Annotated in this window: 11 protein-coding genes and 1 pseudogene; 6 read left to right on the forward strand and 6 right to left on the reverse strand. The window is 62.6% G+C overall.

Annotation, left to right across the window (positions count from 1 at the left end; genetic code table 11):
• Window positions 1–7 precede the first annotated feature (7 nt).
• The 4 genes from MSZK_RS12895 to MSZK_RS12910 are packed head-to-tail and all read left to right on the forward strand — an operon-like array spanning window position 8 to window position 5,193.
• A complete protein-coding gene (locus tag MSZK_RS12895; RefSeq protein ID WP_371411333.1) occupies window positions 8–1,621 on the forward strand; it encodes an AMP-binding protein in 1,614 nt (537 codons plus the stop codon).
• Window positions 1,622–1,643: 22 nt separating this feature from the next.
• Window positions 1,644–3,470, forward strand: coding sequence for an acyl-CoA dehydrogenase (locus MSZK_RS12900; RefSeq protein WP_099248365.1), 1,827 nt, complete (start codon window positions 1,644–1,646; stop codon window positions 3,468–3,470).
• A 25-nt stretch (window positions 3,471–3,495) separates the two neighbouring features.
• Window positions 3,496–4,716 (forward strand): acyl-CoA dehydrogenase family protein, encoded by a 1,221-nt coding sequence (locus MSZK_RS12905; RefSeq protein WP_099248367.1) that lies wholly within the window; start codon window positions 3,496–3,498, stop codon window positions 4,714–4,716.
• A gap of 12 nt (window positions 4,717–4,728) precedes the next feature.
• Window positions 4,729–5,193 carry an SRPBCC family protein gene (locus MSZK_RS12910; RefSeq protein ID WP_099248369.1) on the forward strand — a complete coding sequence of 155 codons (465 nt, stop codon included), beginning with the start codon at window positions 4,729–4,731 and terminating at the stop codon, window positions 5,191–5,193.
• 17 nt (window positions 5,194–5,210) lie between these two features.
• Here the strand turns inward: MSZK_RS12910 and MSZK_RS12915 are convergent, their stop codons facing one another.
• The 3 genes from MSZK_RS12915 to MSZK_RS12925 all read right to left on the reverse strand — a co-directional run bounded on the left by MSZK_RS12915 (window position 5,211) and on the right by MSZK_RS12925 (window position 10,448).
• Complete coding sequence (locus MSZK_RS12915; RefSeq protein ID WP_099248371.1) at window positions 5,211–7,073, reverse strand: FAD-dependent oxidoreductase; 1,863 nt, start codon at window positions 7,071–7,073, stop codon at window positions 5,211–5,213.
• A gap of 66 nt (window positions 7,074–7,139) precedes the next feature.
• Window positions 7,140–8,918: a DUF3556 domain-containing protein gene (locus tag MSZK_RS12920; protein ID WP_099248373.1), complete on the reverse strand. Its 1,779-nt coding sequence runs from the start codon at window positions 8,916–8,918 to the stop codon at window positions 7,140–7,142.
• A 69-nt stretch (window positions 8,919–8,987) separates the two neighbouring features.
• Window positions 8,988–10,448 (reverse strand): class I adenylate-forming enzyme family protein, encoded by a 1,461-nt coding sequence (locus MSZK_RS12925; RefSeq protein WP_099248394.1) that lies wholly within the window; start codon window positions 10,446–10,448, stop codon window positions 8,988–8,990.
• A 115-nt stretch (window positions 10,449–10,563) separates the two neighbouring features.
• Between MSZK_RS12925 and MSZK_RS12930 the strand changes: the two genes are divergently transcribed.
• Both MSZK_RS12930 and MSZK_RS12935 read left to right on the forward strand, forming a co-directional pair.
• Entirely contained in the window at window positions 10,564–11,229 is a 666-nt protein-coding gene (locus MSZK_RS12930) for a TetR/AcrR family transcriptional regulator (protein WP_099248375.1), read from the forward strand.
• A 67-nt stretch (window positions 11,230–11,296) separates the two neighbouring features.
• Window positions 11,297–12,064, forward strand: coding sequence for an SDR family NAD(P)-dependent oxidoreductase (locus MSZK_RS12935; RefSeq protein ID WP_233211270.1), 768 nt, complete (start codon window positions 11,297–11,299; stop codon window positions 12,062–12,064).
• A gap of 91 nt (window positions 12,065–12,155) precedes the next feature.
• Here the strand turns inward: MSZK_RS12935 and MSZK_RS12940 are convergent, their stop codons facing one another.
• The 3 genes and pseudogenes from MSZK_RS12940 to MSZK_RS33415 form a co-directional block, all read right to left on the reverse strand.
• Window positions 12,156–13,568, reverse strand: coding sequence for an NAD(P)/FAD-dependent oxidoreductase (locus MSZK_RS12940; RefSeq protein WP_099248379.1), 1,413 nt, complete (start codon window positions 13,566–13,568; stop codon window positions 12,156–12,158).
• 2 nt (window positions 13,569–13,570) lie between these two features.
• Entirely contained in the window at window positions 13,571–15,217 is a 1,647-nt protein-coding gene (locus MSZK_RS33410) for a succinic semialdehyde dehydrogenase (protein WP_255414210.1), read from the reverse strand.
• Window positions 15,206–16,321: pseudogene (locus MSZK_RS33415) on the reverse strand (cytochrome P450); the annotation flags it as partial. The gene MSZK_RS33410 and the pseudogene MSZK_RS33415, both read right to left, overlap by 12 nt.
• Window positions 16,322–16,424: the final 103 nt, after the last annotated feature.

Genomic DNA, 16,424 nt, shown 5'->3' on the forward strand with positions numbered 1-16,424 from the left:
CGTGAGCATCAGGGCAACGATCGAAGGCACAGCCCATACCGTGCGGGCGATACAGGCCATACTCCGAGCCGGGACTTTCGAATTCCCGCGGGTCGATCGATCCGTGCGGATGGCCAGGCTGGTTCGGCAAGCAGGGCCGTTCGCCGGGCTCGTTCGTGCCCACGCGAACAATGGCCTCGACCGGCCAGCGATCATCGACCACTACGGGACCGTCACGTACGCCGAACTCGACCGGCAAACCAATGCCCTTGCTCGTGCATGGCGCCTCGATGGGCTCGGTCTCGGCGATTCAATTGGCGTCATTTGCCGCAACCACCGGGGCTTAGTCATCGCCGTCGTCGCCGCCGGCAAGATCGGGGCGCGAGTTGTCCTGATGAATACTGGCTCGGCCGCGCCCGAAGTCGCGGGTATCGCAGCCCGGGAACATGTCCACGGCCTCGTCTACGATGCCGACCTCGCGGCAAACGCCGCTGACGTTGCGGCCGATGTGCGCAGGTATGTTTCGTGGGGTTGCGGGCCGGATCGAAGCCTTGACGAGCTGATCGCCACGAACAAGGGCGACGTGGTTCCCCTCCCATCGAGATTCGGCGGCGCCACGCTGCTGACGAGCGGGACCACTGGGATACCGAAAGGCGCGCCCCGGGAGAAGCTTTCGCCCTTGGCAGCCGCACAACTGCTTGACCGAATCCCACTGCGCGCTGAGCAGACAATCCTCATTCCGATCCCGCTGTTCCATGCCACCGGATTCGCTCTTCTCATCGGTTCGCTGGCGTTGCGGATGACGATGGTGTTGCAATGCAGATTCGAACCAGCCGACGCGCTTCGCCTGCTCGCAGAGCACCAGTGCGACGCCGCAGTCGTTGTGCCCACAGTCCTGCAGCGCATGGTGAACCTTGGTCCCGAGGTTCTTCGCCGCTACGACACATCGAACCTCAAGATCGTTCTCTCGGCCGGCGCGGCGCTGGCGCCCGATTTGTGCCGTAGCACCGCCGACGCTTTCGGTGACGTCCTCTACAACGGCTACGGCTCAACCGAGGTTGCGATCGCCACAGTGGCCACACCCGCCGAGCTTCGACTCGTCCCGGGCACAGCGGGCCGTCCACCCGCAACCTGCCGAATCGCCCTCTTCGACAACGAAGGCCGGCGCATCACCGAACCGGGCGTGATCGGCCGAATCTTCGCCGCCAACGGAGCTGGCTTCGACGGCTACACCGATGGCCGCGACAAGCAGCGCATCGACGGCATGATCTCGACCGGCGACATGGGTCACATCGACGAGCACGGGTTGCTTTGGGTCGAGGGCCGCGACGACGACATGATCATTTCCGGCGGCGAGAACGTGTACCCGATCGAGATCGAGAACCTGCTCGCCGACCGTCCCGATGTGATCGAGGCCTGCGTGATCGGCGTGCCCGATCCCGACTTCGGTCAGCGGCTGCGCGCATTCGTGGTGCCAACCCCCGACTCGGCCCGCGATGCCGATGCCATCAAGGAGTACGTGCGCAAACGACTTGCCCGGCACAAGATTCCGCGTGACCTCGTGTTTGTCGACGAGCTTCCCCGCAACGCCACCGGCAAGGTGCTGCGCCGGGCGCTCGCCACTCAAGACGCCGACGGCTAGCAAGCAACCAAGGAGATTCAAAATGGGCCACTACATCACCAACGTCCGTGACATCGAGTTCAACCTATTCGAAGTACTCGGACTCCAGTCGATCCTAGAACGTGGTGATTACGGCGACCTTGACGCCGACACCGCCAAGCACATGCTCGCCGAGGCCGCGCGGTTGGCCGAAGGTCCGATCGCCGATTCGTTCGCCAGCACCGACCGCAACCCGCCGGAGTTCCTGTCCAGCGAACATGCGATCACGGTGCCCGAGGGACTCGCGACCTCGGTCAAAGCCATCCACGAGGCGCAGTGGTGGCGGTTGGGGCTCGCCCCTGAACTCGGCGGTGTGCGGTCGCCATCACCGTTAACGTGGGCGATCGCCGAGATGATCAATTGCGCCAACCCCGCCGTCGTCTTCTTTTGCCATGGTCCCCTTGTTTCCGACGTCCTCTACAAACTCGGCAACGAGCAGCAGAAGCATTGGGCGCAAGTCGCATTGGATCGCGGGTGGTCAGCGACAATGGCACTGACAGAGGCGGACGCAGGTTCGGACGTGGGCGCCGGTCGAACCCGCGCGATCCGCCAGCCCGACGGAAGTTGGCATCTGGAGGGCGTAAAGCGGTTCATCTCCGGCGCCGACACCGGAGATATCGTCGAGAACGTCTTCCACATGGTGCTCGCCCGGCCGGTGGGCGCCGACCCAGGTACCAAGGGGCTCAGCTTGTTTTTCGTGCCGAAGTTCCTGTTTGATCCGGAAACCGGCGAGTTGGGCCCCCGAAACGGTGCGTTCGTCACGAACCTCGAACACAAGATGGGGTTGAAGGGTTCGCCTACATGCGAACTCACCCTCGGGGGTTCCGATGTGCCCGCCGTCGGGTATTTGGTCGGCGATCGCCATGACGGGATTGCGCAGATGTTCAACCTCATCGAGCACGCGCGGATGTCGGTCGGGGTCAAGGGCGCCGGCACACTCTCGACCGCCTACCTGAATGCACTCGCCTACGCGAAGACACGGGAGCAGGGCCCCGACCTGGCGCGGATGATGGACAAGACTGCACCACGGGTGACCATCACTCACCACCCCGACGTACGTCGTAGCCTGATGCTGCAGAAGGCATACGCGGAGGGGCTACGCTCGCTTTACCTTTACACAGCGATGTACAAATGCGACGGCACCGCGGAATTGCTGGCGGGCGTCGACACCGACTTCGCGGACCGCATCAACGACCTGTTGCTGCCGGTCGTCAAAGCGGTAAGCGCAGACCGCGCCTACGAGATGATGACGGAGAGTCTGCAAACGCTCGGCGGATCCGGCTATCTGCAGGACTACCCTATCGAGCAATACATCCGTGATTCCAAGATCGATTCGGTGTACGAGGGAACCACCGCGATCCAGGCGCTCGACTTCATCTTCCGCAAGATCGTGCGCGACCAGGCACGTGCGTTCGGCTACCTCACCGATCAGATCAAGACGTTCGCCGACGCCGATGGCGCATTAGGTGCCGAGCGTGAAGCACTCGGCACCGCGCTCGGCGAGGTGACAGCCATGTCGGCTGCGCTTCTTCGTTATCTCACCGCGTCGCAACAGAATCCGGACGAGGTGTACAAGATCGGGCTCGTATCGGTTCGATTCCTGCACGCGTTCGGTGACCTGGTCATCGGATGGCGGCTACTTGCGGGAGCGGAGATCGCGGCGATGGCGCTCGACCGCGGCGCCGACGAGCGCGATGCCTCCTTCTACCAGGGCAAGATCGCCGCGGCGTCATTCTTCGCCAGCACGGTCCTGCCCCGCCTTTCCTCCGACCGCGCGGTCGTCGAGACCGTCAACACCGACATCATGGAGCTCGACGAAGCGGCGTTCTGAGCAGCTGCCAATTCGAGAGGTTGTCATGGCCATCACCCGCACGCAGGATCTGACATGGCACGACGTGCACCTCCCTGACGACGTCGCACACGTGCGCGGCATGGCGCGCGCCGCCGTGTTGAAACACATTGCGCCGGTGGCGCGGGCGATCGGCAGTCAGGAAGAGTCGGTTGACGCGTTTCCTTGGTCGGCCTTTAAGGGCCTCGCGTCCGAGGGATGTTTCGCCGTGCCGTTCGACTCGCCCCACGGCGCGGGACTGGAACATCGAATACTTGCCACCTGCATCGTGGCCGAGGAAATTGCTTACGAGTCATCAAGTCTGGCAGGCGTTTACGACGGCCAGTGCATTCTCAGCGCCCGCGCGCTGTCGTTTGCGCAACCCCAGGTACAGGACCGCGTTCTCCCCGGACTGATCTCAGGCGACCTGGTATTCGCTTTCGCGACAACCGAACCGGGCGCGTCGTCGGACTTGACGCCGTCGGTGCTGAAGACCATCGCAACCCGAACCAGCCATGGGTTCCGGGTGAGCGGACGCAAACGGTGGATCACCAATTCCATCGTCGCCGACTGGGTGTGCCTACTCTGTCGGGACGGGGACAGCGACCAAGCGACGATGCTGTTAGTGGACATGCATAGCGACGGTGTCGCTGTCGGCGCGCCCGATCTCAAGATGGGTCACCGTGGCCAGATCACCGCCGACATCACCTTCGACGACGTTGTCGTACCGGCAGACCATTGCCTCGGCGAGCCCGGGCGCGGCCTTCGGACGGCGCTCGCGTCGCTGGCGGCCGGACGCGTCGGTATCGCGGCGGCAGGAGTCGGTGTCGGGCAGGCCGCGTTGGATCTGGCGGTGCATCGGGTCCGCACCCGCGAACTCTTCGGGAAGAAACTCGGCGAGATGCAGCACTGGCAGTACCGCCTCGCCGAGCATGCGACCCATTTGGAGGCCGCGCGTGCCATGTATCAGAAGGCTGCGGTCCGCCTCGACCGCGGCGACCCCTCCGGTGAGCCCGAGGCGTCGATGGCCAAGACCTTCGCGACACGGCTCGCCAACGATATCGCGCGCGACGCGCTCCAGATCTACGGCGGCTACGGCTTCGCGCGGAAGGTCGCGGCGACCGGCGAAGAGTTCCGCCTCGAGGAAATTTATCGTGACGCCAAGATCCTGGAGATCTTCGAAGGCGCCAACGAAGTTCTGCTCTGGGTCATCGCCCGCCATCTGATCGGGCGCGAGATCACCGGATGACGGGAGGACAGCATGCCTGGCAGAAGATTTGCGTTCGAGATTCGCCGGACGAGCAGCGCGCCACCCGCCACACTGTTTCGGCTCGAGACCGACGGCGCCACCATGTCCGACTGGGCGAAACCACTTGTGTTCGAATCGAGCTGGGACCGACAAGGCGATCCTTCACCCAGCGGTGTCGGCGCCGTCCGCAAGGTGGGACTGTGGCCCTTGCTTGTGCGGGAGAAGACCATCGAATACGACCAGGATCGTCGGCACGTCTACGAGCTGATCGGACCGTCCAGCCCCGCCAGAGGGTACCGTGCCGAAGTGATCTTCACGCCGAACAAGTCGGGTGGCACTGACTTGGTCTGGCGTGGCGAGTTCACCGAGGCGCTACCCGGAACGGGGCCGGTGATGCTCGCTGTCCTGCGAAGCACCATCCACCTTCTGTCGGGCCTGCTCGTGAAGGCCGCCGAACGCGAACACTCCGCAGGCTAAGCAATATGGCACGCAACTCATGCCGTACCCCGCTCATTCGGATATATAGGTGCGTGGGCGTCGACAACCGTCGAGACAGGTGAAGGCGCGTCATCGGCCGACCGCTTCGCCGACAACCGTACACGCGGGACTGATGTCGTGGTGTCAAACACATTTCGCCGGCCACGGCTATAGCGGTAGTCGTCGCACGTCTGAAACAAGCGCACTAGGCGAGGCGCTGTACAGCTCGCGACCTTCGCTCGCGCACCGGGCAATCGGGCCGCGTCGAGAATCGCATTGGCGACTCGTTTACCGGACTCGTTCGCACCATCCATCGTGTCCCCAGGATGACTGTTCCGGGTGTAGGAACCCGCCAGAAATAGGTTGGGAACCATTGTGATCGACTCGGGTTGGTTTTCCCAGCACGAAGGCGAGACCGACAGCAACGGCTCATCGATCGTCATCGGTCTGTCGTCACCGTTGTTCTTGACTCCTGGCGAGAAGTAGACCGAGTGAATGCGGTCGTCAGCGAATAGCTTCGCCCCGTTGGGCAGGTGGTGGCGCAGCTGGGCGAGAACCTCGTCGACGATCTCTGCCGGCGTGCAGTCCTTGGCCGGCTTGTTGTAAAGCATCCCAGGAAGAAACCGCCACGATGGATCGTCGATTTGAACGGAAACGAATTCCACAGCTTTGCCGTCACCATACTCGGTGAGGTCGATGTCCCAAACGGAGGTGAGGACCTCATTGCCCATGGACCAGGGCGCGGTGAGGCTTGTGAATGCTGTCCGCAGTTCGCTTGCCTTTTCGGTCAGCAGGATCTGCACGCTGAACATCTGCAGCGGTTCCAGTAGTCCTATTCTTTGCAGCCCAGGATCGGCCTGGGCGAGATCTTCATCAATGAGTTGAGCGGCTTTGTCGGCCGGGACCGCGAGCACGTACCAGTCGGCCTCGATGCGGCTCTCCAGACCAGTGTCGTCACGCACTGTCGCTCCAGTGATTCTGCCATCGGCACAGGTGATATCACTCAATGTGTGTCCGAGGTGGAATCGAGTTCCCAGACGCGACAAGTGTTCTGCCCAAGGGTCAATCCACGCCGTGTTCTCGGGACCATTGAGAATCATCACGTCGGCTGTGAATCCCCTGCTGCGGCGATGCCCTACTCCGCCGAGAATATAACTCACCATCTGCGCCAAGGCGCGGGTGCTCGCTCCCTCCGCACTGCAGAAGCCGCTCGGGAAAAGAATGTCGGCAAGACGTTTCGCCGAAGGGGAGAGGGCTGCGGAATCCAAATAGTCATGGGCTGCAACATGTTCAAGCTCCGCCCACTGGCGCTGCTCTCCGCTGGTGACCAGCGCCAACAGCCTGACGCCAAGCCGAACGGCGTCGGCAGGGGTGACGCGACGAACAAGCGTGCCGTAATCGGCAACAGCCGCGGCACGTGCCTGCCACGAGCGACCAAGGTCCGCTGATCGCATCGGCAACCTCGCCAAGGCGTCGTTCCAGCCAAACGTGAGCTTCAGCCCGTCAGGTCCAGTCGTCAGATTATCGAGCACCGTGCGCCCACCGCCGATCGGAATGCGCGCCATTGTCTCGCCGATATTGGGGCAGGACGCGGTGAAGAAATGACCACCCATGTTTCCAGGCATGTCCGCGCGTCCGCCGGTACCGGTATTCGGATGCGCGAAACTCCGGACCTTGCCACCCAGCACCGAATGTCGCTCATACACATCGACATCAAAGCCACGCTCGGCAAGCTCGTGCGCCACCGTCAAACCGGCTGGACCGCCGCCGAATACCGCCACACGTCGCCCCGGTCCAGGTTCGACGAGCGAGTGCTCTGCGCCTGTGCCTGCGAGCGGAACGTTCTGCTCAGCAACATCACCGCGGTGAGGCCGCGTCATGGCATCCCCTTCATATCGAACAGCCGATTTGCGTCGCGCACGTCAACCGAAGCGTCAACGAGGTCGTCATGTTTGCGCTTGGCTCTCCTGACGACCCATCCTCCACTCGACCTGATGGGGTATCGGCCCGTTCGGCAGCCAGGGTTGCGCATCGACGGCGTCGGCGACGCGCCAAGTGCCTCGCTCAATCACACCCAACGCAACGTCGATCACCTTGTACCGCTGAATCTTGCTCTGAATCGCTTGGGACTCGACCCACACCACGAGGAATTCGCCCGGCTCGAAGCCGCACCGCTTCTGCAACGCGGTGAGCATCTCCTCGTCGTGCATGTGACCGTCGCCGAAGTTGAAGCCGAGCAGCGAATTGCACGCGAACTCCGCCTCGCGAATCGTCCACCGGTCGATATCGGGAATATACTTGTAGAGCAAGGAGAACAGGCCCCTGCCTTGACTGTGCATCGAGCGCCACGCGATTGTCTGCTGCATGGTGATCTCGGCGACCGCGTCATCGTAGCCCAGTGACTTCAGCTGGTCGATCTGATTGCCTGTCGGCCGCTTTACCGCATTCAGCTTCTGCTCCGCTCCAGGAGCGAACGCCCACAGCGCCGATGCCCAGTTCCCGGCGTACTGGCGCATCGACGGCAGGAACGAGACCAGGTCGGGACGCACATTGCCGAGTATCGGAAAGAACAGCAATGCCACTGCGATGGCAGCGATCAGCCATCCCGACGACATGTCGCCGATACCGAAACCCTGCCAGTTCGGGAATCCCCAGAACAGGAACACCGTCGCATAGGCGAACAGCACGTTCCACTCGAGCGGCACCGCGAGCGGAAACATCGCGATGATGAACAGGTGGAAGCTCACCATGAGTACCACAGCCGCCAACGTGAGGGTCCGATTCGTCGAGAACAACAGAACGGTCGGCGTGAGGAGTTCGACGACACTGCCGCACACGTGGGCCATGAAATGCGCAAGCTTCGACGGCCGAAGATCGCGCGGGAAGTCACGGTAGTGCGCACGCTTGATCGCCTTGGACAATACGGTTGGGCTGTTGCTCACCATCGGCGGCACCACGTTGGAGAAATGCAAACCCAGCTTCGACGCGCCAGCTCCGACCCAGATCACCACCATGAGCAACTTAAGCGCAACGATCATGTCCACGAACGGAAGTGCGGCGAAGAAGATCATTGCGGGCAGGTACTGCTCGCTTCGCGCCGCCAGGAAGATCACTTTGTCTCGCAGGCCGAGTAGCACCAACGCCACGATGACCGTGATGACCGCCGCGGGGTTGACCAGCCCGGCGGCGGTGCCGGGCCAAACGTTCGACAGGGACCCACTCGGTGTGCCCGGCAGCGCGATGGCGACTACCAGCCCACCGAGCACGACCACGTACAGCATGACGTCCCACACGGTGCGACTGTCGCCCGCCGTGAAGGGGACACGCCGCCAGGGACGTATCCGCAATGTTCCGGGGCGGATCCAAAACAGAATGCCACCTGTCATGGGTTTGAACTTGCCCGCCAACGGCCCCCACGATCCCGCTACTCCGACCGTCTCGAGCAACACGGTCCACAGAACAAGCTTCTGGTAGACGATCGGCTCGTTCCACCAGCCCGCCACGTCCCAGAACGGGCCGACACCGGACGACCACGTCGTCGCGATCGCCCCGAGCACGATGTAGAGCACGGCAACCTTCAATGCGTAGATCACGTGGAGCAACTTGGGTGAGCCGAGACCATATTCGACCCAGTGCAGTGCGAGGACTCTCATCCGTTCTCGCAACGGTTCGTCGAGGAACGTCTGTAGATCGACTGGTGGGAAGTTCGGTTCCTTGAATCCCATGACCTTCTCTCCTTGGTGGCAAGAATTCCGTCGGCCCTTCTGGCTCCGGCAGCGCACGACTGTTGTTGGCTACTCCGCGGTAGACAGCGACCTGCGCAAAGTGGGTTTGTCGATCTTTCCGACCGGATTCTTCGGAAGCTCGCCGACGATCGAAATCTGCACCGGCAGTTTGATTTTGGTCAGATAGCTCCGACAATGCTCCAGCAGTGCTTCCGATGTGACAACGGCGTCCGGATAAGGAACTACGAACGCAACCGGTACCTCGCCGTAGATGGCATGCTGTTGGCCGACGACGGCGGCTTCGAGTACCGCGGAATGGCGGCACAGCGTTGCCTCGATCTCCTTCGGGTAGACGTTCTCGCCGCCGCGAATGATCATGTCCTTGATGCGGTCGACGATTGTCAGGTAGCCGTCGTCGTCGAGAATGCCGATGTCGCCGGTGTGCAGCCACCCCTCTACGAGGGCGTCGGCCGTTGCCAAGGACCGATTGAGGTACCCGCGCATCAGGTTGGGGCCGCGCACTACCACTTCGCCGATCTCGCCGGCAGGCAGGTGGTTTCGCTTGGCGTCGACCACAGCGACCTCTTGTCCCGACAGGGGCGGACCGACTGTGCCGAGCTTGCGTGGCCCGTCGAGCGGATTGCAGGTTGACGCACAGGTACCCTCGGTGAGTCCATAGCCCTCGAGGATCACGAAGCCGAACCTGCGCTCGCAGCGTTCGAGGAGTTCGCGTGACACGGGGGCCGCACCGCATATCGCGAAGCGCAGCGACGACGTGTCCCGGTGAATACCGTCGGGTAGCTCGGCCAACCGCGCGTAGATGGTTGGGACAGCGGAAAAGTAGGTCGGTCGGTGAGATTCGACGGCAGCAAGGAAGGTGCTGGGCTCGAACCTGCTCAGGATGGTGATTTGGGCCCCTGCTGATATGGGCGCAAGAAAGCTGGCACACAGCGAATTGACATGGAAGAGGGGCAAGACAAGCAGGCAATGGTCGGATGGATCCAGTCGCAGATGCTCAGCGAGCATCGTCGCCATCGCCGCGAGATTCCCGTGGTCGAGCATGACGCCTTTGGGGCGGCCCGTCGAACCGCTCGTGTAGATGAGAAGAGCGATGTCGTCGCTCCCCGGCGCATTCGGCGACTGCGTCCCCGACGGCTCCAAGCGCATTTCCTCGACGGGGAGTGTGTCGATCTCATAGCCAGTCGGCTCCCGGTCGGCGATCAGCAGCACCGCGTCCGAATCCTCGATCTGGTATCGCGCTTCGTTGTCGGTGAAGGCCGGGTTGATCGGCGTCGCGATAGCGCCGAGCCGCCAAGCCGCGAGGATGCCGACCAGTAGTTCGACGCAATTCGGCAGCATGATCGCAACGATGTCCCCGTGCGCAACGCCCTTGTCGACCAATTGTTCGGCGAGCGCGTCCACGCGGGCACGGACCTGTTCGTAGCTCAATTCCGATCGTTCGTCGCGCATACACGGCCGTGAGCCAAGGGTCGGCGACTCATCCCAGGCCAGGGTCGGCGCCAAAGTCATCGACATAGTGAGATCGTGACATCGTAGAAGTGACATGTCAATCTTGTACATGAATCTTAATTCACCATAGTGTACTGTTGGTCATCGGTAGAACCGCACAGAACAGGAACCTGAAATGGCCAGGGAGTCCCCAAGCGCCGCCGTCGCGGGACGGCTGACCGAGCGTCACCGTGCGCTGCGCGCTGAACTCATTCGCGAAGAGATCGTCGACGCCGCGCTAACTGAGTTCTCCGAACGCGGTTACCACGACACTTCGATCGCGAATATTGGTAAGCGACTCGGGTCGGCGCCGTCGATGATCTACAACTACTTCACCAACAAGCGCGAGATTCTGGATGTCGCCGTCAATGACGCGTTGATCGCCGCCGGTACCGCGGTCGCTCAGCTGACCGGCGAGCCGCCGAAGTCGGCGGAGGAGTTCCGAAGCTTGGCCAACGAGCTCGGAAACGCTGCCGTCGACATCCTCACTCGGGACCACCGGACCGGTCGAATGCTGGTCATGATCGCCACGTCGAACGACCCTGATCTGCGCGAGCGCTGGACAGGCTTCCACCACCTCGCCACAGGCATGATCGAACGCTTCATCGTTACCGGAGCCGAAGCCGGATTTCTGAGGCCTCAGATTGATCCCCACCGGACTGCAAGGGCAATCCTCGCGCTACCGATGGGAGTGCTTGCGAACGACATGTCGTATCGGCCGGATGCCGACGAAGCTCACGCGCTCGTCCGCGCCATAGTCGCCATGGTCGCCGATGGCATCTACGACGACTCCGCCTCTTGATCTGCATCCGGATTGGCCACGTACACCGCGAGGAATCAGAATGAGAGAGATCGACCTCAAGGGCCGGGTGGCCCTGGTCACCGGCGGCGGCCGCGGTGTCGGCCGGGCTATCAGCATCGCGCTCGGCGAAGCCGGCGCCGCCGTCGCGGTCAACTTCCGCCGCGACGACAGCGCGGCGCAGGAGACAGTCGACACCATTCGCGAAGCAGGTGGAACCGCCGCTGCTTTTGCCGCCACGATCGGCGACGCCGAGGCGACGGCTGCGATGGTCGAGGCGGCCAGCGCCGCGTTCGGGGCCATCGACATCGTCGTCAACAATGCTGGAATCGCCAGCCGCGGAAAGTCGATCCTGGACACCGACCCAACCGAATTGCAGCGTCTGATGGCCGTCAACGCGTTCGGACCACATCGTCTCGCGCAACTTGTGGTGCCGCAGATGCGCATGGCCGGGCGCGGCGACTTTGTGTTCATCTCCAGCGTCGAGACCCAGATGTTGGCCCCGAACGGGGCACCCTACGGCATGTCGAAGACCGCAATGGAGGCATTGGCAATGGCCTTGGCGAAAGAAGAAGTGGGATATGGAATCCACTCGAATGTCGTTGCTCCCGGATTGGTTGGGACGGAGATGGGCAAGAAACTAGTGGCAGCCGCCCTAGGCGTCGACATTGAGACGCTCGACGCGAGGGCGCCCTACGGCCACGTGTGTCGGCCCCAGGAAGTTGCCGACGTCGTGCTGTTCCTGGTGTCCGGGCTGGCCGGATACGTGACCGGCCAGCGCATTACCGTAGATGGTGGGCTGACAGCCGCACACGCAGCCACTCCTCCCACGCTCTGACGGCCGACAGACTGTTCTCCCAATGGCCGCGAACGACGCACGCTACGCATAGCCACAACCGACCAAACGAAGGCAACGGCACAAACGCCGGCTATGCAATATCACCGATCGCAGCGAGCGCGGCATTGTGTCCGCACATTCCGTGGACACCGCCACCAGGCGGTGTGGATGACGAGCAAATGTAGACGCCTGGTACACCGGTGCGGTAGGGATTCAACGCGATTCGTGGCCGGGCAATGAATTGCCGGAAATCCATTGCACCGCCGTTGATGTCGCCGCCAACGTTGTTCGCATTGTGCGCGCCGATTTCGGTCGGGCTCCGGGTGTAAGTCGCAACGATCCGCTCACGGAATCCAGGAGCGAATCGTTCGATCTGACCGAGGATCGCTTCAGTTGCGTCTCCGCTAAAACCTTGTGGCACATGGGCATAGGCGTAAACGGGGTGGATGTTGCCGACGGACCTGCTCGGATCTGCCAGATACTGTTGAGCCACGATGATGAACGGGCGTTCGGGCATACGCCGAGAGTGGGTTGCCCGCTCGGCCTCTACTATTTCGGGGAACGAGCCGCAGACATGCACGGTGCCGGCCGCCTGGCAGTGCTCATTGGTCCAAGGCACACCATCCTCGACCGCGAAGTCGGCCTTGAAAGCAGCCGATCCGTACCTAAAACGGCGATAGGCGCGTTGCACCCTGATGGGCAGGCGGTCGCCGACGATATCAACGATGGCACTCGGCGCGAGATCGAACATGACGATATCGGCGGCTGGCAATTCAGTGAGCGAACGGACCGTATGACCTGTTTCGATCTTGGCGCCCAGACCGGACAGCAGCCGCACAAGTGCGTCGGCGAGGCGCGCGGAGCCGCCCTTGACGACCGGCCAACCGTATCGGTGCCCTGCTGCGCTAAACATAAGTGCGACACCGGATGTCGGTGGAAGATGAAGCGGTTGCCATGCATGGGCCGCGTTGCCCGCGAACAACGCCCGGGCTTCCTCAGTTCGAAACGTACGTACCAGAGCCGACGCCGGGATCATCGCCAGCGGGCCGAAGCGCGCCAGCCGCATCGGATGACGTGGTAGGTGCACCAAGGGACGCAGGATGTCAGTTGCGAGTTCGTCGAAGCCTTGCGCGAGGGGTTCGAACAATCGTCGCCACCGATGGCCATCAACGCCCAGCAGCGCTTCGGTTTCGGAGAGTGATCGGACCATGACGCCGGCTCGGCCGCCGTCGAGTGGATGGGCGAGGTCTACTTCCGGCCATGCCCATTGCAGGCCGTAGGACTCCAGATCGAGGGTGCGGATGAATGGCGACATCACCGCGGTGGGGACGACGGCGGCGCAGTCATCGTGTAACAGGCCTGGCAGGGTGTTCTCGCTGGTGGCCAAGCCGCCGCCAACCGTGTCGGCGGCCTCGATGAGAGTTACATCGATGCCCCTCTGGGCCAGAGTGATTGCCGCAGCCAGCCCGTTTGGTCCCGAACCGACCACGATTGCATTTGTCATGCCTACCGCAGTCCGAGCCTGCGCATCAGGCGGACGCCGCTGTGCAGCAGGTTGACGTTTGCGGGCAGCGAGAGGCCGGAGATTGGGGGCATCGGAATCAGCCGCTGAGTCGCAATCGTTTGCGCCTGGGTGTATTTCAGGATTCCCTCGGCGCCTTGCCGTCGGCCGAGGCCAGAGTCGCGCATGCCCCCCATTTGCGCCTCGACGCTGCCGATCGCCGCGGCGTAGCCGTCGTTGACGTTGACCGCCCCAGCGATGATCCGCCGGGCGAGCCGCTGACCGCGCTCGATGTCACGTGTCCAGACAGATGCGCTCAAGCCGTAGATCCCCGAGTTCGCCGCGACGATCGCGTCATCCTCGGTATCGAACGGGTAGACCGATACCACCGGCCCGAATGTTTCCTCGGCGTACAGGACCGCCTCCCGCGGAACATCGGTCAGCACGGTCGGCTCGTAGAACAGCGGGCCGAGGTCCCCCCGGGTACGGCCACCAAAACGCACCTGCGCACCCTTCGTCACCGCGTCCTCCACCTGTGCGATCACCGTCTTGAGCTGCTCGGCCGAGGTAAGCGGACCCATGTCGATGTCATAGCCGTAGCTTTGCCCGAGCCGTAGCCGGCGAGTGTGTTCGACGAGTTGGGCTGCGAATCGGTCAAATATCCCCCGGTCGACATAGATCCGCTCAATGGACAGACACAGTTGGCCGGAATTGGTGAAACAACCTTTGATCGCGCCTTCGACAGCGGCATCCACGTCTGCGTCGTGGCACACGATCATCGGGTTCTTTCCACCGAGTTCGAGCGAACATCCAATCAGCCGCCCGCCAGCTTGGGCTCCGACGATCCGCCCGGCACGCGTGGACCCGGTGAAGCACACATAGTCGACCGCGTCGATCAGTGCCGCGCCTACGATGCTACCCGGACCGACTACTACCTGCACTAACCCTCGTGGGAGACCGGATCTTTCGAGAAGTTCGGCAGCCCAAAGCACGGTGAGCGCGGTTTGCGAATCAGCCTTGATTACCACGCCGTTGCCGGCGATCAACGCTGGGACCGCATCGCCGATCGACAAGAACAGCGGATAGTTCCACGGCCCTACGACCCCCACCACCCCCCGAGGAACCCGAACTTCCGTCACCGACGTAAGTCCGGGCAGGAGGCCACGCGGGTGCGTGTCCTTCAAATAGTGCGCAGCGCGCTCACCATAGTGCCGAACCACGTTGACGACAGAGAGCATCTCGCCGAACGCGGTGAACCTGGCCTTGCCGGTTTCCAGTTGCAGGATGTCGATGATCTCGTCCTGGTGCCCGAGCAGCATGTCGTGGAATCGCAGTAGCACCGCTGAGCGGTCGGCAACCGGCCGCTCAGCCCACTCACACTGACTCGATCGCGATTGCAACACCGCATGAGCGACATCATCGCGGGTCGAAACTGGCAGCTGCACATAGGTCTTCAGGTCGAACGGCGCAGTTGCGTCCACAGTCTCACCCCCCGGGCTGTGATGCACTTGCTGGCGCAGCCGCTCGAGCGACTGGGGTGACAAGCCATGATGCCCATGCGCGCCCTTTCGCGCGCGCAGTTCGATCGGCAGACCGTCGGCGGGTGTCGGACCGGTCGCATAGTCGATCGGAACCTCGTATCCCGGCGGCACAGTCCATGTGTATTTCAGCAACATCTGGTGCATCAGCGCCTTGATCTCCATGACGCCGAAGGACATACCGAGGCATTTGTGCACACCAGAGCCGAACGGCGCCCAGTTGTTTCGGTGGTTCTTGTGCTCGTGCCGTTGTTCCGAGAACCGCTCCGGGTCGAAGGTGTCCGGGTTCGACCACCACGGACCCATCCGATGCGATGCAAAAATGCACAATCCGACGATGGTGCCCGCCGGTATGTAGTGGCCATGGATTTCGGTGTCTCGAAGCGCGGCGCGCACCTGCATCCCGACCGGCGCGAACATTCGAAGCGACTCCTTCATGACCAGATCCAGGCTCGGCAACCGCTCCAGGTCATCGAAGTCAATGAATGGCTTGTCCAGCTCCAACGATTCCTCGCGGGCCCGCTCCTGCCAGTGCGGATACTTGCCCAGGAAGTAGGCCATCATCGACATCGTGATCGTGCTGGTCTCATGCGCAGCCATCATGACAAAGATCATGTGGTCGATGATCTCGTCGTCGGTCATCATTTCGCCCTCATCACCGACCGCGCGACACAGCACGCTGAGCAAGTCTTCGCCTTCGGCGTCGCGCCGCTGGGGAATCCGGCTGCGGAAGAACTCTTCGAGTAGCTCGCGGCCGCGCAGTCCGCGGGCGTATGCGCCGCCCGGTACGTCGGCGCGGACGAGGGCCTTCGTCCCGGTAACTGCTGCAACGAATGCCCGGTCGACGGCTTCAGTCTCGGGTCCCAACGTCACTCCGGCGAACACCTCGTTGGCAACATCGAGGGTGACCTGTTTGGCCAAGGAGAAAAATGGGGACCTTCCCGTGGATGGCCACCCCGCCATGTTTCGATCGATCACCCTATTCAGCGGTCCGAGGTAGCTCTCCAACCGGCTACGCGTGAACGCCTGTTGCAGCATCCGGCGATGGTGCAGGTGCTCGTCGAAGTCCTTGAGCATCACGCCGTTGGAGAAAAACGGCTCGATGAACGCGCCCCACCCCAACTTGTTGCTGAACACTTTGTCGCGGTTGGTCAGCACCTCGGCGATCGATTCGGGCCCGACCACGAACACGATCTTGCGCCCCAACGCCGAACCCCACCAGAGCGGGCCATTGAACCGCCCTGGTTCTGCCGGAGGCTCGGGCTATTGGATTCCGACCAGGGGTTGGGCGGTCCGTTGGGCATCGTAGAACGCCGCCTCA

This window comes from Mycobacterium sp. shizuoka-1, from assembly GCF_002723835.1.
In the GTDB taxonomy this organism is placed as follows: Bacteria; Actinomycetota; Actinomycetes; order Mycobacteriales; family Mycobacteriaceae; genus Mycobacterium.